General features: G+C 44.8%; 23 protein-coding genes. 1 reads left to right on the top strand and 22 read right to left on the bottom strand.

Annotated features, from left to right (window positions below):
* From KKI13_05135 to KKI13_05070, 14 genes are all read right to left on the bottom strand, one after another.
* Nucleotides 1–1,712: efflux RND transporter permease subunit (locus tag KKI13_05135; GenBank protein ID MBU4488431.1), on the bottom strand; the 1,712-nt coding region annotated here is incomplete at its 3' end.
* 15 nt (nucleotides 1,713–1,727) lie between these two features.
* The gene (locus tag KKI13_05130) at nucleotides 1,728–2,879 is read right to left on the bottom strand and encodes an efflux RND transporter periplasmic adaptor subunit (GenBank protein MBU4488430.1); all 1,152 of its coding nucleotides are present in this window, start codon (nucleotides 2,877–2,879) and stop codon (nucleotides 1,728–1,730) included.
* A 26-nt stretch (nucleotides 2,880–2,905) separates the two neighbouring features.
* Complete coding sequence (locus KKI13_05125; protein ID MBU4488429.1) at nucleotides 2,906–4,570, bottom strand: TolC family protein; 1,665 nt, start codon at nucleotides 4,568–4,570, stop codon at nucleotides 2,906–2,908.
* A 37-nt stretch (nucleotides 4,571–4,607) separates the two neighbouring features.
* Nucleotides 4,608–5,003 carry a hypothetical protein gene (locus KKI13_05120; GenBank protein MBU4488428.1) on the bottom strand — a complete coding sequence of 132 codons (396 nt, stop codon included), beginning with the start codon at nucleotides 5,001–5,003 and terminating at the stop codon, nucleotides 4,608–4,610.
* Nucleotides 5,004–5,025: 22 nt separating this feature from the next.
* Entirely contained in the window at nucleotides 5,026–6,249 is a 1,224-nt protein-coding gene (locus tag KKI13_05115) for an ROK family protein (protein MBU4488427.1), read from the bottom strand.
* 13 nt (nucleotides 6,250–6,262) lie between these two features.
* Nucleotides 6,263–7,492: an ROK family protein gene (locus KKI13_05110; protein MBU4488426.1), complete on the bottom strand. Its 1,230-nt coding sequence runs from the start codon at nucleotides 7,490–7,492 to the stop codon at nucleotides 6,263–6,265.
* 236 nt (nucleotides 7,493–7,728) lie between these two features.
* Complete coding sequence (locus KKI13_05105; protein MBU4488425.1) at nucleotides 7,729–7,866, bottom strand: hypothetical protein; 138 nt, start codon at nucleotides 7,864–7,866, stop codon at nucleotides 7,729–7,731.
* Between the two features lie 12 nt (nucleotides 7,867–7,878).
* Nucleotides 7,879–9,111 carry a hypothetical protein gene (locus tag KKI13_05100; GenBank protein MBU4488424.1) on the bottom strand — a complete coding sequence of 411 codons (1,233 nt, stop codon included), beginning with the start codon at nucleotides 9,109–9,111 and terminating at the stop codon, nucleotides 7,879–7,881.
* 3 nt (nucleotides 9,112–9,114) lie between these two features.
* Nucleotides 9,115–10,272, bottom strand: a complete 1,158-nt coding sequence (locus KKI13_05095) for a hypothetical protein (protein ID MBU4488423.1) — start codon at nucleotides 10,270–10,272, stop codon at nucleotides 9,115–9,117.
* Nucleotides 10,273–10,319: 47 nt separating this feature from the next.
* A complete protein-coding gene (locus KKI13_05090; protein ID MBU4488422.1) occupies nucleotides 10,320–10,910 on the bottom strand; it encodes a hypothetical protein in 591 nt (196 codons plus the stop codon).
* A 6-nt stretch (nucleotides 10,911–10,916) separates the two neighbouring features.
* Nucleotides 10,917–11,369, bottom strand: coding sequence for a type II secretion system GspH family protein (locus tag KKI13_05085; GenBank protein ID MBU4488421.1), 453 nt, complete (start codon nucleotides 11,367–11,369; stop codon nucleotides 10,917–10,919).
* A 77-nt stretch (nucleotides 11,370–11,446) separates the two neighbouring features.
* Complete coding sequence (gene dinB, locus KKI13_05080; protein MBU4488420.1) at nucleotides 11,447–12,694, bottom strand: DNA polymerase IV; 1,248 nt, start codon at nucleotides 12,692–12,694, stop codon at nucleotides 11,447–11,449.
* On the bottom strand, nucleotides 12,694–13,053 hold the full coding sequence (locus tag KKI13_05075) for a hypothetical protein (protein MBU4488419.1): 360 nt from the start codon (nucleotides 13,051–13,053) through the stop codon (nucleotides 12,694–12,696). Before KKI13_05075 ends, dinB begins: the two co-directional genes overlap by 1 nt.
* Nucleotides 13,050–13,592 (bottom strand): nitroreductase family protein, encoded by a 543-nt coding sequence (locus KKI13_05070; GenBank protein MBU4488418.1) that lies wholly within the window; start codon nucleotides 13,590–13,592, stop codon nucleotides 13,050–13,052. Before KKI13_05070 ends, KKI13_05075 begins: the two co-directional genes overlap by 4 nt.
* A gap of 72 nt (nucleotides 13,593–13,664) precedes the next feature.
* On the opposite strand from KKI13_05070, the gene KKI13_05065 reads away from it, so the two are divergent.
* A complete protein-coding gene (locus KKI13_05065) occupies nucleotides 13,665–15,599 on the top strand; it encodes a DEAD/DEAH box helicase (protein ID MBU4488417.1) in 1,935 nt (644 codons plus the stop codon).
* On the opposite strand, the gene KKI13_05060 is transcribed toward KKI13_05065, so the two are convergent.
* From KKI13_05060 to KKI13_05025, 8 genes are all read right to left on the bottom strand, one after another.
* Complete coding sequence (locus KKI13_05060; protein MBU4488416.1) at nucleotides 15,588–17,564, bottom strand: ATP-dependent helicase; 1,977 nt, start codon at nucleotides 17,562–17,564, stop codon at nucleotides 15,588–15,590. The genes KKI13_05065 and KKI13_05060 overlap by 12 nt on opposite strands.
* A gap of 9 nt (nucleotides 17,565–17,573) precedes the next feature.
* A complete protein-coding gene (locus KKI13_05055; protein ID MBU4488415.1) occupies nucleotides 17,574–18,248 on the bottom strand; it encodes a lipid-binding SYLF domain-containing protein in 675 nt (224 codons plus the stop codon).
* A gap of 10 nt (nucleotides 18,249–18,258) precedes the next feature.
* Nucleotides 18,259–21,366, bottom strand: coding sequence for an ATP-dependent helicase (locus tag KKI13_05050; protein MBU4488414.1), 3,108 nt, complete (start codon nucleotides 21,364–21,366; stop codon nucleotides 18,259–18,261).
* Nucleotides 21,367–21,380: 14 nt separating this feature from the next.
* Nucleotides 21,381–22,049, bottom strand: coding sequence for a hypothetical protein (locus KKI13_05045; protein MBU4488413.1), 669 nt, complete (start codon nucleotides 22,047–22,049; stop codon nucleotides 21,381–21,383).
* The gene (locus KKI13_05040; GenBank protein MBU4488412.1) at nucleotides 22,028–22,714 is read right to left on the bottom strand and encodes an HAD family phosphatase; all 687 of its coding nucleotides are present in this window, start codon (nucleotides 22,712–22,714) and stop codon (nucleotides 22,028–22,030) included. The genes KKI13_05045 and KKI13_05040 overlap by 22 nt, the downstream gene beginning before the upstream one ends.
* Nucleotides 22,715–22,734: 20 nt before the next feature.
* Nucleotides 22,735–23,403, bottom strand: coding sequence for a DUF47 family protein (locus KKI13_05035; protein ID MBU4488411.1), 669 nt, complete (start codon nucleotides 23,401–23,403; stop codon nucleotides 22,735–22,737).
* Between the two features lie 82 nt (nucleotides 23,404–23,485).
* The gene (locus KKI13_05030; GenBank protein MBU4488410.1) at nucleotides 23,486–24,469 is read right to left on the bottom strand and encodes an inorganic phosphate transporter family protein; all 984 of its coding nucleotides are present in this window, start codon (nucleotides 24,467–24,469) and stop codon (nucleotides 23,486–23,488) included.
* Between the two features lie 109 nt (nucleotides 24,470–24,578).
* A partial coding sequence (locus tag KKI13_05025) for a hypothetical protein (protein MBU4488409.1) occupies nucleotides 24,579–25,023 on the bottom strand: 445 nt, incomplete at its 5' end.

Raw genomic sequence — 25,023 nt, 5'->3', positions numbered from 1 at the left:
TCTACTTTAGGCATAAACTCCTTGCCTATAAAAGTAAATAATAATATGCTTACCAAAAAGGCCGAAAATATTATCAGAAGGCCTTTCTTCCTGTTTTCAAGAAATCTCTTTAGGATCGCGCCGTAAAAATCTGCCGTTTTCTTGAGAAAATGGTCGATTTTGTCCGCTATTTTAAATTTTGCCTGCCCATGCTTCTTTCCGAGGGTAACAAGCATGGGTATCAAGGTAAACGCGACAAATAGAGACGCAAGCAGCGAATAAGTAACCGTAAGGGCGAGTTCTTTAAATATCTGGCCGGCTACGCCTATAACAAATACCATAGGCAGAAATACCGCTACAGTAGTAAAAACACTCGAAGTAACCGCGGGTATCATCTCCTCCGCCCCCTTCTCGGCTGCGGTCTTTGTGGCATCTCCCAGCTCACAGCGCCTGAATATATTTTCTATAACTACTATTGCGCCGTCCACAAGCATACCCACGCCCATGGCCAACCCTCCCAGAGATATCATATTGATAGAGATATTGGAAAAATACATAAGGCAGAAAGTTCCTATTATGGAAACCGGTATGGTCACGGCGACTATCAGGGAATTTCTTATGTTCCTTAAGAAAAATAGGAGCACCAGTATAGCTAAAATGCCGCCCTGGAAAGCGGCATCCCTCACGCTCGCTATAGAATTCTTTATAAATTTTGATTGGTCATAGACAATATCTACTTCAACGCGTTCGGGCAGGATGTTTCTTACTTTCTTTAACTCGCTAAGGACTTTTCGGACTGTGTTTATAGTATTTGCTTCGGCCTGTTTCTGTATCGCTATAGAGACGTTTTCTTTTCCGTTATAACGCGAATAACTGGTTCTTTCTTTGAAGGCATCTTTTACCTCGGCAATATCCCCAAGTTTTATGAGATGCTTTCTTTTGACAAAAGAATCGTCACCGGATTTTTGCCTCGTTCCTCTTTCTTCACCTTCATCCGTGGAAATAACAGCGCTTTCAATCTGCGAAACAGTGGCAAATTCCCCCATCGTCCTTATGAGCCATTCAAAAAATTCCTCTTTAGTAGTCCCGGCCGGATAATTTAAATTGGACCCTCTTATGACTTCCACAACATCTAAAAGTCTTATATTCGAGGCCTGGAGAGCGCCTTCCTTTACATTGACCTGTATTTCCCTGTCAATGCCTCCGGATATGGAACATGATGCGACGCCCTCTATTTTCTCAAGCTTATCCTTTATATAACGTTTCGAGATCTCATATAGTTCGTTAAGCGGACGTTCTCCGCTAACACTTAAAGTGAGGATCGGCAGGGCAAAAGGATTATATTTTGTTACAAGGGGTTCTTCGGCGTTTCTTGGGAGCCGTTCTTTTATAAGGTCTATCTTCTCCCTCATGCCCAGGGCCGCAAAATTCATATCGGTGCCCCAGTTAAATTCTACAGTGACTATAGAGGTGCCTTCGCGTGAGGTAGAGATAACTCTTCTTGCGTTTTTAACCGTTCCGACGGCTTCTTCTATCGGTTTGGTAACTAACGTCTCTATCTCTTCGGGAGCGGCATTCGGATAATTGGTGATTACGGATAATTGGGGATAAGTGATAGGAGGAAAAAATTCCTGCGGCAGGCGAAACCAGGATATAACCCCCAAAAGGATTATACCCAAATAGACCATCGTTATGGTGACGGGCCTTTTTACGGAAAATGAAGCTAAACTCATTATACTCTGCCCCGCTTATTCTCCCCTCTCAGGCATTATCTCTATTTTCGCACCGTCTTTAATGCTCGATTTTGCTTCGGGGGTCTCTATTATAATCTCTTCGCCTTCTGTAAGGCCCTCGCCTATAAGCGCTCTTTCTTCGCCGGTCCTGTCAACTTTAACGGAAATTACCTTAGCGGTGGCTTCATCAAACCCTGCCGGCGTTTTTTTAGCTTCGCCTTCGGGCCTTACAACGCCGAAGACCGCATAGCCTTCATCTGTCTTCTGCAATGCCTTTCGCGGTATTACTATCGCGTCTTTCTTTTCAAATATCGTTATATCGGCTTTTGCGAACATGCCCGGCTTGATAAGGCCTTTCTCGTTAGGGACAAGGATCCTGACGGTCTGCGTGCGGCTTCGGCCTTCTAAAATCGGCGAGACAGAATCGACCACGCCCTCAAAATTCTTAGCCGGAAAGGCTTCTATTATTATACTGGCCTTCTGGCCTGTTTCTACCTTATCCATATCTTTCTCTATAACGCCGGCCTCGCAGAAAATATTTCCTATCTCTACAAAAGTAGTTACGATTTCATTGGGAGAAGCGACCTCCCCTTCTTTCATCCACCGCGTACCTATAAAACCATCCGACGGCGCATAAAAATTCCTTTTATTTAAAGATTCTTTCGCGACTTCCAATTCAAGTTCTGCCTGCCTGAGCTTATCTTTAGTTATAGCCCCCAAATCGTATAAGGTCCTGTTTTTATTATACTCTATCTCGGCATACTCTACCTTCCACTTTTGTTCTTCCTGCTCCTCGGAGACGACAAGGTCGCCCTTCTTTATCGGTTCCCCTTCTTTAAAATAAAATTTATATATTCTGGCGGCCTCTTCAAATTTGACAGGTATCTCCTGAAATCCCTTTATAGTCCCGAATGACACAATGGAATCGACATAATCTGTTTTTACCACCTTTTCGGTTCTTACCGGAATAGGAGGCTCGCTCAATTCTTCGCCGCCGGATTTATCTGCCTTAGATCCCGAGATGAGTTCTTTTATTAGATTAGCTCCTCCGGCAAGTTTTTTTGACAGACTCGTCCACCCCCACATTGTGAAGATTCCTATAAGCAAAATAGACAGAATAATTAGCCTTTTTCTATTTTTGAAAAGCTCTGTTTTAAAAAGATTCATTTGTAAACCCCCGATTTACTCTCTAGTTAAAAATAATCTTCTATCCCTATCGCCTTATTAAGCCCCGCTACGGATATATTAAGGTTGGCCTCGGCGTCGCAATAAAACGTATTTGCCTCTATAAGTTTGGTTACCGCTTCAAATAGATCCGATAATTCCCCCTCGCCCATGCTTTTTTTGAACTTTAATATCTTAAACTCTTTTTCGCGGTACTCTTTCTGCGCCTTGGCCGCCGTCAGTTGAACGCGCGATTTTTCGTAACCATAAAATGCTCCTTTTACCTCCATGATAGCCTTTTTCCTTGCATCATCCAGTTCCTGTTCGGCCTTCACATTTGCTATCTTCGCCTGTTCTATTTCAGAGAAATTCTTAATATTGTTTAGGACGTCGAACTTCCAGGTAGTGCCGCTTTGTTCGGAATCGGGTTGGAACGTACTCAGGCTGGCCGGGTCATGCCTTCTGAAATATGAATAGCTTGCCGTGCTTCCGAGAAACGGCACACTCGCTTCGACTCCTATATACCATTTCTTATGAGGGTCCAATAATTGCGTTTCATATGCGGCGCTGTACGATTCCCTGTATACTTCTGATGACTTTTTATAGTTTCCGACGAGATCTACTCTAGGCATCTCTTTGGTATCCGCGATCTTCTTGCCGTATTCGGCGTATTTTACGATATAAAAACCCATTTTTAAATCGGGGCGGTGTTCGATCGCGAGTTCAAGACATTCTTTCAGGCTTCTCGTGACAAGAGAGGGTTCGTTATCGAAAACAATATTGATCCCTCCTATATCTTCTATGCCCAGTTTCTGCTCCAAGTTAAGCTTTGTGAGTTGAACTTCGTTTTCATCCGATATTATCTGGTAGTAAAGCTGATTAAAGCTGGATTCTGCGTTTAAAAATTCTATAGTCGGCGCCGCCGATTTTTCGTACGCCTTTTTGATCATCTCGTAGATAGGTTTTACTTCATTATAAATATCCTGCGTATATTCTAATTGTTTTTTAATTTTTATAAGGCTGTAGTATGCCTGCGCTACTTCAAAATATAATTCATTTCTTACTTTGTCGTAATTCGATTCCGCTATGGAGAGATCCACTTTTGACTGAGCAAGGGTATACATAATGCCTCCGGAATGAAAAGCAGGCTGCTTGCCTTCAATGCCGTATTCAAGGCCTTCTACCTTCCCGTCCGATTGTATGCCGCTGGTCCTTGTCCATGAAAGGCTAAGTTCCGGAAAAAATGACCTTCTTGCCTCCCATACTTTTATATTGGCAAGCTTCATCTGCTCTCTCGCGACTTCAAGCGGAATACTGTGTTCTACTGCCATAGACACGCAATCTTCGATAGAAAATTCATTAACAGTCGCGAATTCTTTAAATATATTACTGCCGAAAAAATCCTTTATCTTCGCCATCTTTAGCTCCGCGTCCTTGATGCCGCGGGCTGCCAACGCATTGTTCGGGTCCGCTGAAAGCACTTTATCCCAGGATAAGATCGCCTCCTTGTACCTGCCTTCCTTATAATAGAGGTCTGCCTTGTTTAAATAGCTGTTTATAGATACGTCGGATTGCGCGGCATACGGAGTGGGGGACAAAGACAAAAAAATAAGAGCGGTGATAGTTACAAGCAAGGCTGCCGATGCCGTATTTTTTAGGCCTTCTATATTATTTTTGATTCTTGTTCTTATCATTAAAAATATGTGGACCTTTGGATTTGATACTGCCTGATTATAATTCCGAAGAGTCTGCTTTGCCTAACTGATCTTTGGTGCTTTCCTGGTTAACCGGCCCTTCGGTCTTTTCTCTCGTCTTTTTTCTGTAATCCCTCATGTACTTCCTCATATATTCTCTGTGTTCTTCTTTGTGCTCCTGCCTGTAAAGTTTCAGGTAGTCAAGATGGTTTTGCCTCCACCGCCTTGCCCTTTCGCGGCAAGAATCCTTCCACTTGACATCTTTTATCTCCTTATACTTGAAATAATTCGGGTTACTATCCCGCCAGCTCTTCATATTATGAAGCTGCCTTTGGTACTGGCATTCAAGATTGGAGCATATTACCTGATTCGGCCGGTACTTATTCGGAAGAAAAACTTTTTTACACATTGAGCAGATTCTTCCTTCAGTCATAATCATCTCCTTGAATTATGTATTACATATTTTCGAAATATTTTTGTACCACAACGCTGGCAGCGCCCAATGACACCGCGTTTTCGGCCAACTGGGCCGGAACTATTTTAAGAGCTCTTGCTGCTTCTTCAAAGGCCCACTCTTTTACCGCATCCTTTAAGGGATCAAAAAGAAAAGAGCCGGCCCGCTCCACGCCGCCGCCTATCACCACTACCTGCGGGTTTAATAAATTTACCAAAAAAGCCACTTTTCTACCGAGATCCTTGCCCGCTTTATTTAATAATTGAATTGCCGTTTCGTCTTTTGAATGCGCCGCTTCCACTATTGATGAAAACGTAACTTTATCCGGCGCGCCGCCCGCTAACTTAAATATCTTCGAATCACCGTGCTTTTCATATATTTCTTTTATATTATCAAGAGTACTCAATTCCATATTCCATCGCCCTAATCCGCGGGATTCTCTACGCCAGTCGTATTTATCCAGATTGCGCGGGCTCAATATTCCCAGCTCCCCTGCACAGCCTGAGGCACCTCTATAAATTTGGCCGTTGATCATTATACCGCACGAAACACCGGAATACATGTATATGACATTTTTAAGCTCGGGGTCGAGGGCCAGCCATTGCTCGCCAAAGGCTGCGCAATCGGCATCGTTTTCGACCACTACGGGTATGCCAAACCTGCGTTCCAGCGCATCCAGGAGGGAGGCGGAAACGATTACATCCGGAGTACCCAGTACTCCCGGCCATCTTATGCTCATATTATCTTTGTCAATAATACCAGCCACGGCAAGCCCTATGCCTTTTATACTTTTCCTATCTAACGCGGATTTGTTAAGGATTTCTTCTACCATCTCTATCAAATTACTAAGGAGAGCCTTTCCTGTCTCTGCGGGGCGTTTTTTTCTTAATTGATAAAGAATATTAGAGCGTAGATCCGTTACGACTCCTACCATATCTAACATATCAAAACCGACACCGATGACATGTGCCGATTTATAATTAAGATCTACCAGCATCGGCTTCCTGCCGCCTGATGATGTATCGTAACCCCCTTCCGAAACGAGCCCCTCTTTTATATAATGATCGATATAATTGCTGACCGTAACTATATTAAAACCTGTAAGCTTGGATATTTCGGTCCTGCCTATAGGGCCTTTTTTGCGAATAGCGTCAAGTATCAACAAATTTTTCTTTTCCTTGTCACCCAACTCTATTCCGGTAAATAATCCTTTTATCCCCGCCATTTTAAAATCTCCCTTAAACTTGTGTAAATACTTCGCGTAAGACCAGGCTCGCGGCGCCGAGCGCGACCGCCTCATCTCTCAATGCAGATGGTATTATACGCACTTTCGCAGCCGGCTCTTCAAAGGCAAGTTTTCGCACGGTCCGCCTTATGGGCTCAATTATGAGTTCCCCCGCCTTTTCTATACCTCCGCCTATTACTACCACCTCAGGATTAAAGAGATTTATCAGGTAGGCTATACGCGTTCCCAAGCTCACTCCGGCGTTCTCAATAAGATCCATGGCCAGTTTGTCGCCTACTTCGGCGGCCTTTATTACCTTTTCTAATGTTATATCTGCCGCTTTTCCACTTGCGAGTTCTAATACTTTAGTACCTATCCCTTCTTCAATGGCCTTCTTCGTTTTTGCCACTATCCCCAAATCAACTCCGAGCGGCCTTAAATAATACATCTCTTTTGAACCGGCTTTTGTATCATTTTCGCCAATCGCCTCAGAGGATATCTGCATCTCACCGGCGCTCCCTCCGGCGCCGCAATATATATCTCCTTTTATTATGATGCCACAGCCCACGTCGGAATAGATATATAGCATATTTTCAATGCCTCTTTCCAGGCTCAGCCGCTTCTCTCCGAATGCCGCACAGGTAGCGTCATTTCCGACAAATACAGGCAAATTAAAAGTCCCTTCTATGGTCTCCCTAAAAGAGTTAAGGCTACCTGTGGTCCTGCCCCGGTTCGGGTCGGTATCCCTTACTGTACCGGAATTTTCGTCTATAATCCCGGATATACCAAAGCCAACCGCAATTATCTTTTCTTTGGGGACCTTGGAGTTGGCTATAGTATCCTTAAGAAGTTCCGCAGCCACTTTTATAACTTCTTCCATGTTCCCCTGTGGCCTTTTCTTTTTTTCTTTCCACATTATTTTGGCGCTAAGGTCCGTCATTATTGCCGTCTCATCTATAGGCCCGATATCCACGCCTATGGCATAACCGCCCGAGGCATCGAGTTCCACTAAAGTCGGCTTTCTGCCGCCCGATGAAACATCAAAACCCTTTTCAATAACAAGGCCTTTTTCGATATAGTTATTCACATAATTAGACACGGTAACTATATTCAAATCGGTTTCTTTGGAAATATCCGTCCGGGAAATGGGGCCTTTTTGTATTATTATGTCTAGAAGCAGGAGGTTCTTTTTTTCTTTGTCGGAGAGTACCTGATACTTGAAGAGGCCGCTTTTTAATCTCATACGTTCACCTCGCTATGTTTTTACTCCGTTAGAAAGATAAGACTTTTTCCCTTTCTAACGGAGTTTGCTTAACTGAATTATATCACACAAATAACAGTATGTCAATATGTAACTTTTTCATTTCCCCTAACAGCATTTAACACATTGAAAATTAAGACAATAAGGAACAAAAATAGTCATTTTAAAAGACATTTAATATGTGATAAAAGAAAAAGAGCTGCTTAGCGCTTTCTTTATTATTTTTTTTCTGCTATATAAATACCGGAATAAAAATACTGATCAGGGTTCTTCCCCGCAGCTTTAAGCTTCGCCCGTCTTTTCCTGCGCTTTTCCATCGATCCAAATTTTAACTGCCGTCTTTTTCTAATGGCCATGGTTTCTATCCTTTATTTTTCTTCCCAATAATATGGGTCATATCCTATGGTAGGCGAATCCTGCATCAATTGTTCATCAAAGTGAATCTGAGCCGTCCCTGCCAGAGAGACGTTCTTGCCTACAACGGCGCCGAATAATTCGCTATTTCCCGCAATATAAAAATAATCCGCGCCAGGCGCATAGAATGTGCCGTAAAAAGTACCTATGCCTGATAAGTTTATATTTGAGACACTGTCAGTGCCGTAAAAAGTCAGATCTGAAGGGGCCCCGGATTCATTCAAGACGCCTTTGCCGGATATGCTTACATCGCCATCAAAATATATGCTCGCATCTCCGTTTTTAATAATGATCTGGCTTTGGGCTTCCGTGGTGATGGAAGGACTCTCCGTACAATATAGATTGACGTCCCCGTTCAATATAAGCTGTGCTTTAGCCGAAAGCGTAATGGACTTATATCTGTAATCTCCCGAAAAAAGCTCCAGCGTATTATTGCCGGCAAGGGATATTGCGCTTTGTAAGGTTGCGTTCTGTAAATTATCAGGAACGACAACAGACGGCATGAAGATGTCCGCATTGGCATAAGGAGACCCTGAATAACTTGCACCGCCTGCTGTTGTAGCAGTGCCCCCCGGCCCCGTAACGACATCGCCATCTATTGTTGCGCCTCCGCGAAGCGTTATAGCTGGGTTCGCCGTGCTATTTGTCACAATAGTGCCCTCGCTGCCTACATTAACGCCGCCATAAAGCCCAAGCGAAGAATCGTAACTATCAATCTTATTAGCCGTTCCGCTTACATCTATTAGATCGGAAGTTAGGATAGCATAGTTGAAAAGTTTATGTTTTTTAAGTAGTGCCTGTATCATCCTTGAGACCTGCGGCCCCGTAATAGAGCTGAATGTGCCGGTAGATCTCACTGTAACCACATCCTGTCCCATATTATAGACGGAAATATTTGCATTGCCGTATATATTGCCGTCCGCATCCTGAATATTATTTATAGACTTTGTCGCTTCTATTGCTGGGTCACCGGTCCAATCAGAAAAGTCCGCGCCGCCGTAATTTATCTCCCATATGGCGTAATCGATGCCGGCCTCCGCCAGATATAACGCCATGGCATTTTCATGGTAGCGCTCGTTAATGAGCCTGGCATTGGTCGCCAGAAAGAGAAATGCCCCCGTTAGCGCGAATATGACAAATAAAATTATCAAAACTGTTATGAGCGCCCAGCCTTTTTCCGTAATCATAACTTATTTCTCCTCCCAGCAGTAAGGGTCATAGCCCTTGGCCGGTGACTTGTCTTTCAGCTCTTCGTCAAAATGGATTTCGGCAGTTCCCGAGACATCCACCGTCTTAGCCGTAATAGAGCCGTATATATCCGGATTACCGCTGATAGAAAAGTCGGCGGACGGCGCATAAAAGATTCCGTAAATCTCTCCGCCTGTCAGGTTTACAGATTGTGAGCCCGTATTTTTTCCGTAAAATACGAGATTGGAAGGGTCCTTTGTACTCGTGTTCACCTTATTATTATTAGCACTAATACTGATATCTCCGTCAAAATATACATTTGCGATTCTGTCGGAGGAAGAGTCGCTGTTCAGCACTTCTATCTCAGCTTTACCGCTAAGAGAAATATCCCCAGTAAAATAGGCATTTACAGCCCCGGACGCACAATCTAATGTCACTTTATCGGTAGAAGATAAAGTAAGGGAGTCGTATTTATGGTCACCTGTTATCTCATAAGAGGTATTTATACTTCCTTCTGAAGCAAGGCCCGTAAAATCATTATCTACCGGCGGTATATATACTTCCGCATTATCGTCCTCGATGGCAATTTTGTCATGTTGGTCGCTTATCGTGCCGCCCGGGCCTGTAATACCTGCGCCGCTTATTGAGCAGGCGTTTCCGGTTGTGGTTATGGCGGGGGTTGCGCTGCTATTCGTGACGAGATCACCGTTTGACCTGTCGGGGAACGCTCCGAGGTAGCTGTCTATCGTCGTATTTCCGCCAACGCTTATACTCTGCTGGGTCAGTATAGCGTAATTGCTTATGTGGTGTTTTTTAAGAAATGCCTGAACTGTTCGTGAAACCTGCGGTCCCGTAAGAGAACTGAACGAACCTGTGGATCTTACCGTTACTATCTCCTGGCCAAAATTGTAAACAGATACGCTGATATTGCCGTATATATTGCCGTCAGCATCCTGAATATTGTTTATGGCCTTTGTCACTTCAATCGCAGGATTTCCCGTCCATCCGGAAAAGTCCGCGCCCCCGTAATTTATCTCCCATATGGCGTAATCCACGCCGGCCTCCGCCAAGTAAAGCGCCGCGGCGTTTTCGTGGTATCGTTCGTTAATAAGCCTGGCGCTGGTTGCCAAAAAAAGAAAAGCTCCCACAAGCGCAAACATAACAAAGAGAACCACCATCACTGTTATGAGCGCCCAGCCTTTTTCCGTCAGTAACTTATTTTTTTGTTCCTTAAAGAAGCCGATGTTATTATCTCGTTTACGCGGACTACTCCTGCCGCATTTGTTTTAGTTATGATCTTCATGGTCAATAATTTTACGGTGCCCGGGCTCGCTATCGAAGAAAGCCCGGTTCCGTATGATGAAAACAGCAGAGTATCTACGTCTTCGGCAACGATTTTATTGCTGTCGCTTCTCGGGCTGCCTGCCGTAGCGTAAACTATGCGGCGTAATTTAGTAGGGTCGGCCGAATCCAGGGCATAGATTATCATATCGGAACCTATTATCGTACCGCTCGTATTTGCCACCGGGATTTCCAGCACCAAAGTGGTGTTGTTCGTGGAGTATGAGCTGTAAGAAGTAAGTAATTTTGCCTGACGGGCATCATTTGAGATATAGCTCGTTGCCAGCCGTCCGCTTTCAGTAATGCCGAGAATGCCGCTCGATATATTAATATTTTCCTGAATGGTAAACGAGACATAAAATAGCACCATAAAAACTAATGTCCCGATCAAAGTCGCTACCAAAAGTTCTATAAGCGTAAGGCCGTTTTCTTTGAATATTTTTTTGATCAACCGCATTCTCTCCTATATGGAGTTTATGCCATTTTTGGTGATAAGCGTCATCACTCTCTTTGTATTTTGTTTGCTTGTATTTAAACGGGAATACCATGTCACTGTTACCGCGGCCCTTATTATATTGGCATCCGAATATTGATCGATATTCACTTTCGCTGAGGGATTGTGAAGCTTGGATAAAGACGGGTCCGCAAACGTGCTTTCGCCGTATACAGGCATGCTCACAAAAAAGGTCTTTCTTAGGCCTTCTATCTTTTGCTGGATTATTGAGGACGCGATTATGTTTTCGCGGATATCATTAACAAGATTAAAACCCAAATAAAGCGATGCGAAGAGAGCCGTCGCGCAGAAAGCAAGTATTGTCATTGCTATAAGGGCTTCCAGCAGGGTGAACCCTGCACCATTACGGTGCAGGACAGGCCCGCTGTTTTTCTTTGAGAGCTTAGGTATGGGTAACTTTATTTTCCGCCTCCGCGATGTAGTTCAATAAGTAATATTACCATAAATCAGGCAAAATTACAATCTTTTGCAAGATTTTTTTAATGCCCAAGGCCGCCTGCCCGGCGAATAAAACCGCTGCCGAATCTTTCTCTTATATGGTCAAGCGCTTGATGCACCATCTCTCTTTTGTCAGCACCGGGATCTTTAAAGAGATAATCCTTCTGGCGCGAAGAAATCAAATTAGATGCCTTTATCCCTATAAGGCGTATCTTCCTTTTTTGTGTATCGCCCTTCGACGCACTTCGTTTGCTCAGGGCGATACTGAGCGGCCCTGAATTTTTTGGGTTGTCGATCGTATCGAATCTGGCGTAAAGTTCCTTTGCATTTTTGTATAATATGTCCGCGTAATTGGTGGACACCTCCAGAGTAAGTGCCCTTGTATAAGTGAGAAAGCCTTCCAACCTTATCTTCAAAGTTACAGTCTTCGCTTTAAGGCCCTCGCAACGCAGCCTTGCGGAGACTTTTTCGCAAAGTGACATTATTGCCGCCTCTACCTGATTCCGGTCAGAGGTATCTTTATCAAATGTCGTCTCACTGCTCAGGGATTTCGCCTCATTTTCCGTCACAACTTCGCTATTATCTATGCCATTGGCTAACTGCCAGAGATGAAGGCCGTTTTTCCCCAATAGATCTGTGATCTCTTTTACATCTTTCTTCGCAAGTTCGCCTATCGTACTTATGCCGCGGTTCTTTAATACGGCCTCTGTCTTTTTGCCTAAACCCCAAAGTCTCTTTATATCCAGCGGCCACAGAAAATCGAGCAAATTTTTGCGGCTGACTTGAACAAACCCGTCAGGTTTTTCCAAATCCGAGGCGATCTTCGCGGCCATCTTGGTAGGCGCAAGCCCTATGGAAGCTGTAAGCGATGTCTCTTTTTTTATACTTGATTTGATCAAAAGGCATGTCTCGCGCGGCGTGCCAAATAACTTATAGCTCCCGGTTATATTCAGAAACGCTTCGTCTATGCTTACCGGCTCTATCTCCGGAGTAAAATCGTAAAGTATCTTATACATGTGGCGCGAAACTTCACTATACTTCTGCATGTCGGGCAATAGAAATGCCGCATGAGGACATTTTTGATAGGCCGTGGAAATGGGCATGGCCGAATGTATGCCGAATTTTCGCGCTTCATAAGAAGAGGCGGCAACTACGCCCCTTCCTCTTCCTTTTTTCGGATCGGCACCCACTATAACCGGCTTACCCCCAAGGGAAGGGTTGTCTCTTTGCTCTATGGACGCGAAAAACGCATCCATGTCAACGTGGATTATGTAGCGTTCTGGTTGCACTATTTCTCTTCTTTCAAATCAATATACTCCCTCTTAATTCGGGCTACGCTGCGAAAGATATTGGTCCTGATGTGGGGCGAGCGTTTCTCCATCCGCTTAATAAATCCCTTAAGGTACTTCCTGTTCGAATCGCGCGAATTTGGGCACCTCTTATCAGTCTCTATATGGGCCGCAATGACGTCAAACTTTACCGGCGCCCACCTCTTCCTCTCTAAAAGTAGCTTTAAAAGCGAGAGGCTGTCCTTGCCTCCGGAGACAGCGACTAAAATCTTATCGCCGTCTTCTATTAAATTGTAATCCTTTATCGCCTTTCCTATTTTGGAAGATATGAAAAAGCCTGAGTTGGTAAGATTTCTCATCTGCCCAAGTACTTCCTTACTTCATCGAGTGTCTTGCGCGGCTTCTCCCGCCTGGCGTTCTCTTCAGGGTAGCCCATGCTTATTATTATGTCTATTTTCTTTTCGTACGGCAGGCTGAGTGCCTTCTTAACCGCCTTTTCGTTAAACCACCCGAGCCAGCACGTGCCCAGTCCTTCCTCTTCCGCCTGCAGAACAAGATGCTCACACGCTATGCCGATATCTACAAGGCTGTACTGCACGCTCTTGAAATACCCGCCGAGTGTTGCAATATAACCGGAACGTTCCGTTACCACAACTATAAGCACGGGTGCCGCTTTTGCGAAAGAGTTCATGTGATACGGCCCGGAAAACGCGGCAGCGGCAAGATCACATCTTAAATCATCTTTATCTACGACGATGAATGACCACGGCTGGGAATTGCAGGCGGAAGGGGCAAGCCGTGCTGCCTCAAGGCATCTGTCTATGGCTTCGCGCGGCACAGGCTTTGATAGATACTTCCGTGTGCTCCGCCTCTTTCGTACCAGTTCAAGAAATTGCATGCTTAAATTATACCTCAGAATAGGCGCATATACAATATTGAAAAACTCGGACTAATAAGGTACAATATAAGCATGCAATACGATCCATTCCAACAGAAAGCCATAGACTACATCAAGGAGGGCCATTCCGTAATAGTCTCGGCGCCGACCGGTTCGGGAAAAACCGCTATAGCCGAATACGTCATAAACGACTGCCTCGCGAAAAATACTTACGCCATATATACGGCGCCCATAAAAGCGCTCTCAAACCAGAAATTCCGCGATTTTCAGGGGACTTTCAAGGATAAGATCGGCATACTCACAGGTGACGTCAGTATAAACCCCCACGCCCCTATTCTTATTATGACTACGGAGATATTCCGCAATAAAGTTCTTGAGGAAGAGAGCGACCTTCAAAAATATTCATGGATAATCTTTGACGAAATCCACTACCTTGACGATTATGAGCGGGGCACTGTATGGGAAGAGTCTCTTATATTTCTTCCAAAACATATGAATATGCTCGCGCTTTCGGCTACTATACCGAATATCGACGAGCTCTCAGCGTGGATACAGTCCATACATAAAAAACCGCTCAAGGTGGTCAAAGAAGACAAGCGGCCGGTGCCGCTTCACTTTTTTTATCAATGCCAGGGCGAGCTGGTAGATAGCCTGGGCAAGGTGAAACATCTTGGATATAAAACGGCTCATCCGGCTGGGCGCCATTCTTACCGCGGAAGCCGTTTCATGCGGCACCATACGCTAAAACCGAATAAAACGACTGTTCTTGTAAAACATCTTTTCGAAAATAATAAACTGCCGTGCATATACTTCTCCTTTGGCAGAAGGCGCTGCGAATATCTTGCCGAAGAGATGTTCGGATTCGATTTCCTGAATACCGAGGAGAAATCAAAGATAAGGTCGATGTACCACGACCTTTGTGAAAGATTTGATCTTTTAAGCGAAAAGAGCGCGACACTTATGATGCCTCTTCTGGAAAAGGGGATCGCCTACCACCATGCCGGCATGCTTCCTACTCTGAAAGAGGTAATCGAACGCCTTTTCACCAGTAAACTCATAAAGGTCATATTTACGACGGAGACATTCGCCCTGGGCATAAATATGCCGGCGCGCACGGTGGCATTTGACGAATTAAGGAAGTTTTACGGTAAATACTACGGAACGCTTAAGACGCGCGATTTTTACCAGATGGCGGGAAGGGCCGGCAGGCGCGGTATAGACAAGGAAGGTTTCGTATACAGCCGCGTAAATCCTCATTACACCTCGTTCCAGGAATTGGAAAAGGTCATATACGGATATCCGGAAAAGGTCCACAGCCGTTTTAACGCCTCCTACGCCACTATACTGAATCTGTACGAAAAATACGGGGAAAAATTATACGACATCTACCCTCTGTCTTTCCATTATTTCCAAGAAAAGAAACAATCCCAGAAAAAGGCGATCGAACTTTTGCAGTCAAAAGTGAAACTTTTGAAGGACCTCGGTTATATAAAGGCGGAGGCTTTAACGGAAAAGGGCAGTTTCGCAAGTAAAATTTACGGCTATGAACTCTCGCTTTCCGAGCTTTATGAGAAAGGGGTTCTGGAGCATCTTTCCGAGTCGGAGCTCGGCATGCTTTCTTTGGCGCTCGTATTTGAACCGAGAAAAGGCAGCGTCAAGCCTCCTCTTTCAAAAAAGGCAAAGGAATCATCGGAAATAACCGAGAATATTTTAAACCATATACAGTATATGGAAAAGAAGGCCTATATAAGCCCCTTGAGCAAGCGCTATTTCTACCACCTTACGCCTGCGCTTGAGGCGTGGATGAGAAAAGAGAGTTTTGAAAAGACAATGCGTCATACCGAAGATGATGAGGGGGAAATAATACGTTACTTTAGGATGGCCGTTCAAATACTCGACGAGATATTGGAAACACCCGCGTCACTAAAACTCAAAGAAAAGATAAGAAACACTATATCTCTGATAAACAGGGATATCATCGATGCCGAAAAACAGCTAAGGGAATAGAAGCTCTTCCTTATCAAGGTCTATCTCTTCTTCGGTTCCGGAGATATCATTGACCTCAAGTATAGACATAAGGTTTGGCATGTCGACAAACTGCGAGATTTTATTAAATCTGTACATCCCTCCTCTCGCGCCTTCATGATGCATGGAAAGAAAGAGTTTATCCTTTGCGCGTGTTATACCCACATAAAAAAGTCTATGTTCTTCTTCTATATCATCCTCGTCGTCCAAAGCAAAGCTGACCGGCAGTACGCCATCCATAAGCCCCATTAAAAATACCGCGTTCCATTCAAGCCCTTTTGCGGAATGTATGGTAGAAAGCGTGAGCGGCTGTTCATCGGGCATTCTTGAAGGGTTAACCTTCCAGACGCTTTTTTCCGGAGATTCAATGGCAAAATCCGCCAAAAACTCATCAATCGAGTCGTATCTCGTGATTATCGGCTTAAGCGTTTCCAAATCATTGATCCTGAGATGCCAGTCGTCAAATTTATCGCGAAGTATCGGCCTGTAATAATCGAGGAATATCTCGTAAATTTCCGTTATCTTCAGATTATCGTCTATTGCGTTCTTAAGGGCTTTATTTAATCTGGCAAGGGCGGTAGAATATTTATGTCTCGAGGAACAAACGCGAAGCACTTTATCAACCATATGAGGCAAGGAAGGAGAACTGGAAACCTCTTCCAGGATCTTCTCGGAAGTGACTGTTCCTATCCCTTTTATAAGCATGAGCGCTCTTCGCCAGGCAAGCTCGTCCTTTGGATTGGCAATGATCTTTAGATGGGCCATCACGTCCTTCACATGAGCGGTTTCGTAAAACCTGAGGCCGCCTACGACCTGATACGGTATATGGCGCTTACCCAGTTCTGCCTGAAGCGGTATGGATATATACGCTGAACGGAAAAGGACGCTCTGGTCCCGAAGCGCGAGCCCTTCGTCGTTAAAATCCTTTATTTTTGACGCGATCCACTCGGCCTCTTCGTAGGCATCTTTAAAAAAGAGCAGTTCGGGCATGACGCCGTCTTCTTTGCGCATAGAAGTAAGGCATTTTGAATATTTATTCTTCATATTCTCAAGGGTGGTATTGGCCACATTTAAAATAAGCTGCGTGCTGCGGTAATTCTCCTCCAATTTTATTATCTTGCAATGCGAAAATTTTTTCGGAAAATTCATGATGTTTTCGTGGGACGCCCCCCGAAAACCGTATATGCCCTGGGCGTCGTCGCCTACCGCCATAATATTGGAGTGGTCCTTGCCTAAAAGATATGTTATGTCTCCCTGGAGCGCATTGGTATCCTGATATTCGTCGACCATAATATACTTATACTTCCCCGAAACACGCTCCCGTATCTCTGGATTTTCAAGCAGAAGTTTCAGATAGACAAGAAGGTCGTCGTAATCCATATAATTTTTGTTTATCTTATATTCCGTATAGGCCTTTCGCAGGCGCTCTATATCGTGAGCGTAGTCCAGAAAATGCGGATATTCCTTCTTTATGACTTCCTCAATGCTTACGTGTTTATTGACAGATACGCTTATTATGCTGCGGAGCGTATTCTTTTTGGGGAAACGTTCTTCTCTTTCCGTAAAATTGAGTTTTGCGACACATCTGGCTATTGCATCTTCCGCTTCTGTCTCGTCCAGTATTGAGAAGTTGTGCGAAAAACCGAGGTTCTTTGCGTATCTCTTTAAGACTTTATACGCAAAAGAGTGGAACGTGCCGCCTTCAACGTGTTTACACTGCGGATCGTGCCTTTCGGCGCGGGAGAGCATTTCGCGCGATGCTTTTCTGGTGAAGGATAAAAGAAGTATAGATCCCGGCTCTACTTTGTTCTCGACAAGATGAAGGACGCGGTATTCTATTACCCTCGTCTTCCCCGAACCGGCGCCCGCTATGACAAGAAGAGGCCCCTCCGTTTGGGTAACGGCTTCATATTGAGACGGATTGAGATGCTTTTTAAAATCAAACATATGCGAAATTTATTTCTTATACGGGTACTTGTTTAAGACGCTGAGTATCGCCTTTGCGGAGTCCGGCATCTTTGCTTTATTCTCCAGCAATATTTCGTTTGCCGATAAGCCTTTTCCGTAAAGCTCCTTATTTCCGTCCCAATGCTGGGTAATGACCGCGCCTTCAAGTTTTGCGCCGGCAAAAAGGCCGCGGCTCCTCGAATAAGACAATATCCCGCCTTTTAACTGCACATCGGTGGAAGCTTCTGCCGCTCTGCCGATGGGTCCTGCCGCCACTGAAACATCGGCGCCCAATTTAAATTTACCCTGCAAAATACCGTCCACGCTTCTTTTGTTGCCTATAAGAAGGACAAAATCCGTGGCCTGGCCCCCTATCTGCCATCCTATGCTCCCGCCCACAAGATTAAATATCGCAGGAGCCGACCACTTATTCTTTCCGTCTTCACGTACCATAATTATGCCCTGGCCGTATTTACCGCCTATTCCGAATCCAGCTGAAATAGTGGAAGGAAAAACTGCTATCGCCGCGCATTCTCTTAAAAGATCGTCGGGAATGCCCTCATCCGGCATCTGTTGAATCTCCGCCAGTACTTTTCCCGATTCCTCGACGAGCGCCGTCCATTTATTTTCTGCAATAGCGCTGCCTTGAAGTAGCAAAATTACGATGCTAAAAAACAAAATCATTCTTTTCATTTTACCTTTCCCAACAAATGTCATTATATTCGCATTTGTTGCATGTCTTTTTCCTGTTTTCATCCGTATTTTCCAGTTTTTCGAACTTCAGGGCATTAATATCGCGCCAGCAGTTCTTGATTACATCTTCAAGCTGCTCTACCATGTCATCGCTGAGTTCAACGGTTTTATTTATATACGCGCCTTTCTTGAGCCCGTATTTAAGTACCGTGGCTTTTACTTCCGCGGTAAAGACAAGCGTGCCTTCGGTAACTTTAAGGCCCGCGTTCTTTTTGCTTTTTTCAAAAAGTAATTTATACGCCACCAGCTGCCGCAGATAATCATCGCACTCACGGCTTTTAAGATCAGACACATTGTATATGTTTTTCACATGTTCATCCGGCGGGCCGGTTTTATAATCAAGCACCCGCACAAGGCCCTTTTTCTCGTCCACAAACTCTGTTTTGTCGAGCTTTCCCCTGAATATAAGCTTGCCCGGCAACGCTATCTCCAGGCTTTCCTCAAGAGCAATGGGTTTCACAGGGCTTTTCGATGCGATTATATACCAATTTTTTACAGAGGGGAGCCACTTATTGCAGTCCGCCTCTATAGACCTATCTACGCCCTGATTCATAAGTTCTCTCTTGAATAAATCGTTGAAAAAATCGAAATCCGGAAATTTGCCTGTCTTTATTAAACACCCGTAAGCGTCCTCCAGCGCCTTATGCACGCAGTTTCCGAAAGTAAGAAAAACATTTTTCCTGGCGGGCAGAAGGAGCACGTTATCATACAGAAATTTCCTGCGGCATTTGATATAGTTGTTCAGTTTGGTCGGGTTAAGCGTCAGATCGCTGACCAGGTCCCGCAGGACTTTTTCCGTCCCTATAAAAGGCTCCTTCTCTTCGGCAAGCGCGAGCGACTTCCCAAGGAGCGTCTCCTCTTTCATACCGGATTCCGGCTCATCCGCGCTTAATCCCGCGGAAGCGAGATACAGACTGCTCACCGCGCTTTCCGTAGGGCTTGATGTATAAATAAGGTTTGATTTGGCGCGCGTAGAGGCAACGTAAAAAAGCCTTGTTTCATCGTAGAAGCTCATCTCTTTTACAGCCTCCTTGTCCATGGCATTGCCGCCGATATTGTATATTTCCGCGGGCAGGGGGATCTTGTTAGGCAGGGGCTGCATAGGCCAGTTCTTTTTCTGCAGGCAAAAAGGTATTATTACCGTATGAAATTCGAGCCCTTTTGAGCCGTGCGCCGTGAATACCCTGACCCCGTCCTGCGTCATGGTTACAAGCTTGCCCACAAGCGGCAGGCCGTGCTTCAGCATGGTCTCGATCTCATCCATAAAGTCCGCCAGCCTGACACCGGGCTGAGTCACGTTTTTTATTTTGACCATGTTTATGAATGAGCATAAAGCGCGCAGGTCGCGTATTCTTAGGACTTCATTATCATTGTACGACGAAAGTATATACTTGTAAACGCCCGCTGACTTTATATATTCCATAAACATGGTATGGACCGGCTTTGTCTCGGCTCCGTCCAAAAGAGATTTGATGACGGATGCTGCCTTTGTAAATTGGGCTGTATCAGACAGCCCAATCTCCCTGCCAAAACACTCGGCCTTTTCCGCGTTACTCGCGGTGAACAAATTTATAAATTCTGTATAAACGGCTATCTGGCTCTTCTTTAGCGTATCCTTTTCTTCTCTTTTTTTACCGTTCACGTACGAGATAAATTTCAGCACATCCGTCATCTTCACGCCTAAATAATCGCTGGTTATAATGCGGTAGAAGAGGCTGTCTTTGGAGGCGTAATCCGCGGTATTTTTGAGGTGCGCAAACTCGAGGACATCCAGCATTTGCCTGACGCGGTTTTCGCCGCTTATGTCCTCTTTGCCGTCAGTCGCGTAAGGTATGCCGGCTCCGAGAAAGGCGTCCACAACTTTGAGCACATCGTCCCGTTTCCTGACAAGCACCGCAATATCATTGTAGTCAACATTTTTATGTATATCTCTTATCCTGTCGGTTATATAAATAAGCTCGGCGCTCCCTGTGGAAAATTCATGGAATTCTATTGTTTTATCTTTGTAATCTTTCCGCGACACAAGGTCCTTCGCCGTAACGCGCGTATCGCTCGGTATGTGTCTTATTATATTTCCAGCCAATTTTATTATTTCTTTTGTCGAGCGGTAATTGTCTTTGAGCGACACTTCTGTCATATCCGATAATTTTTCTCTTAATATTCTGAAATTTGCGACTGAGGCACCTTGAAAACGGTATATCGCCTGGTCATCATCTCCGACGCAGCACAAATTGGGCGATTTGCCGGCTGCGAGCTCAAAAAGCAGCTTCAGTTGCGCGCCATTAGTATCCTGAAACTCGTCCACCATTATGTATTTATATTCCTCCTGCAGCCTGCTTCTAAGATATTTTTCATTTTTTACCGCCTTTACGGCGAAAATAATCATATCATCATAATCATACCGGCCTCTTGAGTCAAAAATATCCTCGTTTTTACCGTCTTTATACTCCTCGTATAATTTGTACGCCAGCGCCAGCGCTCTTATTCGCTCCGCGTGCTTTTCCTCGAACAGAACGCCGTCGGGCTTGAAAGAATCCGCCAGCGCCGAGAATTCCACGGGCGTTATAGCTTCCCTTTTAAGATCACTTATCCTTCTCTCTATATCCTGGCGGTAAAAATAGGGCGATTTCATCGGCCTTATCGCGTCTATGCCTTCTGTTTTATCAAGGATATACTCAAGAAGCCTTATGCGCTCTATATCCTGCATCTGGATCTTTTCCTGTATGTAATTCGCGGCATCTTCCGAATCTAATATTACCGAATTGGCGAAACTGTGAAAGGTAGCGCTTTCTATATCATGCGCGGAGGGGCCTATGATTTTCACGAGACGCTCTTTCATGGCCTTTGCGGCGGAATTGGTGTAGGTCAGTATGAGGATGTTGCCGGGCCGGGCTTTTTTTTGCCGAATTATATTTGCGGCGCGCACCGACAGGAGCTCAGTCTTCCCTGTGCCGGGGCCGGCTAATATGAGAAGGGGGCCATCAGTAATATCGACGGCTTTCTTCTGGTTTTCGTTGAGCTTATTATAATATTTATCGAATGCGTCCATAGCATTGTCGCGAATCACTGCACGAACAGGCTGTCATCAAGGGGGATGTTTATCTTACGGTCCTTCCAGGTAATATCGCTTACTTTGGTTTCCCCTTCGAACTTTATTTTTTTCATTATGAAGTACGTATCCTTATCGTACCAGACTTCTTCCAGCGTCACCGGATCATCGTCGTCATCGTGTTCTATTATAAGGTGATAAGCGGGCCTATCCATATACTGCTCAACCACCACTCTGGCCCTGCACCCTCTTTCCAGAATATGTTCTTTCAGCCTCTCCATCATATCTATGAAGCTGGCCTGCATAAATGTCGCGCCGCGTATATTCTTAAGCCTTGAATCCGCAGGCTTTAGCGTCTTCCTGAGGCCCATGGAATTTTTGCCTCTTATCTTTCCTTCTTTATTCAAAATAACGGTGCTCCCTTTTTTGTCGCCGTCAATAACATCGGTCCTTATAAGGTTCGGCTTCTTGAACCGGAACTCCGTAACTTTATATTCGCGCTTCTTCCCTTTCCGGTTTTCGGAGACCATGGTCGAGCTATAGGTATCCATCTTGTATATAGCATCTTCAAGATTATTTAAAAATTTCCTGACCTCTGGATGAACTTTTTCATCCGCACCAAATGCCGGTGAGCGTACTAAACCAAGAACTAGAATAGCCGCTATAAGAATTTTCTTAAACATTTCACCCCCCTATTCTCTACCGCTTCTATCATATCCGACAAATCGTCAACGATTATATCTGCCCCTTTGAGATATTCTTTCGTAAGCCCGGTGGTAACTGCTATGCAAAACATCCCGGCTTTTTTGGCCGATTCCACGCCGAAAGGGGCATTCTCTACAACAACGCATTCCGAAGGTTTTACATCCATTAATTTTGCCGCCCGAAGATACGGTTCCGGATGCGGTTTTCCTTTTTTCACCTCGTCTCCGGCTACTATGCAGTCAAATAACCTGTACATTGAAACCGGCAAGATCTTTTTTACCTCTTTTTTGGGCGTGCCGGTCACAAGGCCAAGAAGATAATCTTTTTTCTTAAGACATACCAGAACTTCTTTTGCGCCTTTAAATATAAAGCGTTTAAAATTTTTCTTAAAGATCTTTTTTCTGCGGCGAAATATGCCGCTTAGTATCTTTTCGGTGGGTTTTATACCGGCTTTTTTTAAGAATTCTCTGAGGGTCTTTTTCCAGTCCTCGCCTTCTTTGGAATAGACCTCAAAACAACTTACCCTAACTCCCAAGGGCCTTAACGCTTCGTACCAGGCGAGAAAATGATACGGCATAGAGTCGATGATAACGCCGTCCATGTCAAAGATTATTGCCTCAGGCTTAGATTTCCTATTTTTCATGCATGCTATTCTTGCGGCGTTTACCTCGACCTGATAGCGACCACTTTTACAAAATCTGCGGCATCTTCTATCTTATCGGTTACTCCCTCCAGATATTCCGCGAGCTGGTAGCATAAGAAAAATGCCACTGTCTCAAGCTTCGCATGTATGAGCGATCCTATCAGCACTCTCTTCTGGTCATCCGCCTCGTGTTCCAGCCGGTCTACATCTTCGCAGTCACTAAGCGCCTTCTTGAGGTCGTTTCTGGTAAGCGCGTTTATACTTTCTCTTAATTTTGTAACGGAACTGAGGATCAGCTCTGTCGCAATGAATATATTTTTTGATACGCTCTCGGGCGGCGTCGTTTCAATAAAACCCAGTATTCTCGCGGCCCCGTTTGTCCAGTCGGCTATCCTGTCGAGCGATTTCACAAAATGCATAAGGTCTTCCCTGTCGGGAGGAAGCATAAGGCTTTCCGAAAGCTGTTTGACCATCTTGGAGCGCAGTACATCCGCCTCATGTTCGCTGCGGCTTACGTTTTCAATCGCGGTATTCTTGGTTGCTGCATCTCCCTTAATAAATGCCTTGATAGCGTCGGTAAAGTAGGAGACGGTCTTATAAGTCTCTTCCACGTGTTTCTGGGCATCCTCCAATATAGTCCTCTCCTGCTCCATGCCGAGCCAGCCTAAAATATTTCCCAGTCCTCTCATTTTTCAACCTCCAAATTTTGTGAAACAAAATTTATCCCGAGCAAGCGAGCTCACATTCAATTTGGGCGAGCGCGCCGAGGGACTACATTATTTTAACAAATATCATGATCAGCTTAAATACCGAAAAGCTTATTAACCCTGAAACAAACGGAGTGGCTATCCAGCACAAGGCCATATCCCTCGCGATACGCCCATTCAAGACATGCATCCCCTTCACTAAACCTACTCCGAAAATAGCCCCGACTATGGAATGGCTTGTGGATACCGGTATCCCGAACATAGTATATATATGGACATTTATCGCGCTGGCAAGCTGCGCCGAAAATGCCATTATGGGCAAAAGGTGCGTTATTTCAGAGCCTACTGTCTCAATAACTTTATACCCCCACGTAGTAATGCCGACCACTATAGCAATACCGCCTAAAATAATGGCTATATTAGGCAAAAGTATTCCAGACCCCACTACCAATCCTATGGAATTGGCCACGTCATTCGCACCCCATGTATAAGCGACATAGCAGCCGCTTGCAACAATCAAAGTGGCGAAAGTAACTCTTAGGTACCTTCGGGGAACAATACGGTAAAATACATTCTGCAGGCTGCGGTAAAATATATATCCTAAAATGGCTGCTCCGAAAGGGGTGGCGATCCAGCAGGTAAATATATCAAAAAGAACCTTCCAATTGATTGTAGTACCTAGCGCCAAACCTGCTCCGGCTACGGCGCCTACAATGGAATGGCTGGTCGAGATGGGTATCTTCCAATATGTAGCGATAACGACCCAGGCGCAAGCCGCAAAAGATGCGATAAGCGCGAGATATAACCCGACATCCTTATCCAGCTGATCTATGGGGACAATGCCTTTACCTATAGTCGTGGATACGTGGCCGCCCTGCAGAAATGCTCCTAAAAAACCAAAAATAGCTATTAATAATATCGCCTGTTTAAGCGTCACTACACGCGAACCTACGGCCGTACCAAGCGAATTGGCGGCATCATTGGCGCCGATAGACCAACCGATTGCCAAACTTGCCAATATAGTAAGAGATATTAATATTATGTCCATCTCGGGTTGGATTATACCTTTAATAAGTCGGAAAGTCAACCCCGTTAGAAGTCCGTGTTATAGCAAGATTAAAATGTCCTAATTCTAGCAAAGTTAAAATGTCCGGTTTTTAGGTTTGTAACGTTAGTAGCAGCCCTTTCTCTTTTTTGCTACTTTTTTCTCTTTGTGAATAATGTGCATACTGTGGATTGATCTTAAAGCGCCTCCAAGGGTGGTCGGCTGGAGGCGGCACATATACTCTTTTTAACCTGAATTCGTACGTCTTTTTAGGCTCTTCTTTCCTGGGACGCGTGGTTATTTCTTTGAACTTTAGAATAGCGTCTTTATAACGTATAATCATTGAACCGTTGACCCTCTCCTCGACCATCACCTCTTTGGCTCTCGTACCATCAAGTACCTGGTAAAGTTTTTTATCATGCGCTACCGTAAAGTCATTCCTCAAAGAGCGTTTTGTCTTTACGCAAAGGATACTGTTTAAATCAACCCCTTTAGGGGCAGGCCTGTGAAGATCGCCTTCCTTGGCCGGAGCTACGCCGAATCTTTTGGCATAGACC

It is taken from the genome of Candidatus Omnitrophota bacterium (assembly GCA_018894435.1).
Lineage (GTDB): Bacteria > Omnitrophota > Gorgyraeia > JAHIPI01 > JAHIPI01 > JAHIPI01.
The sequence above is the reverse complement of the archived record's forward strand: the minus strand, read 5'-3'. Positions and strand labels throughout refer to the sequence as shown.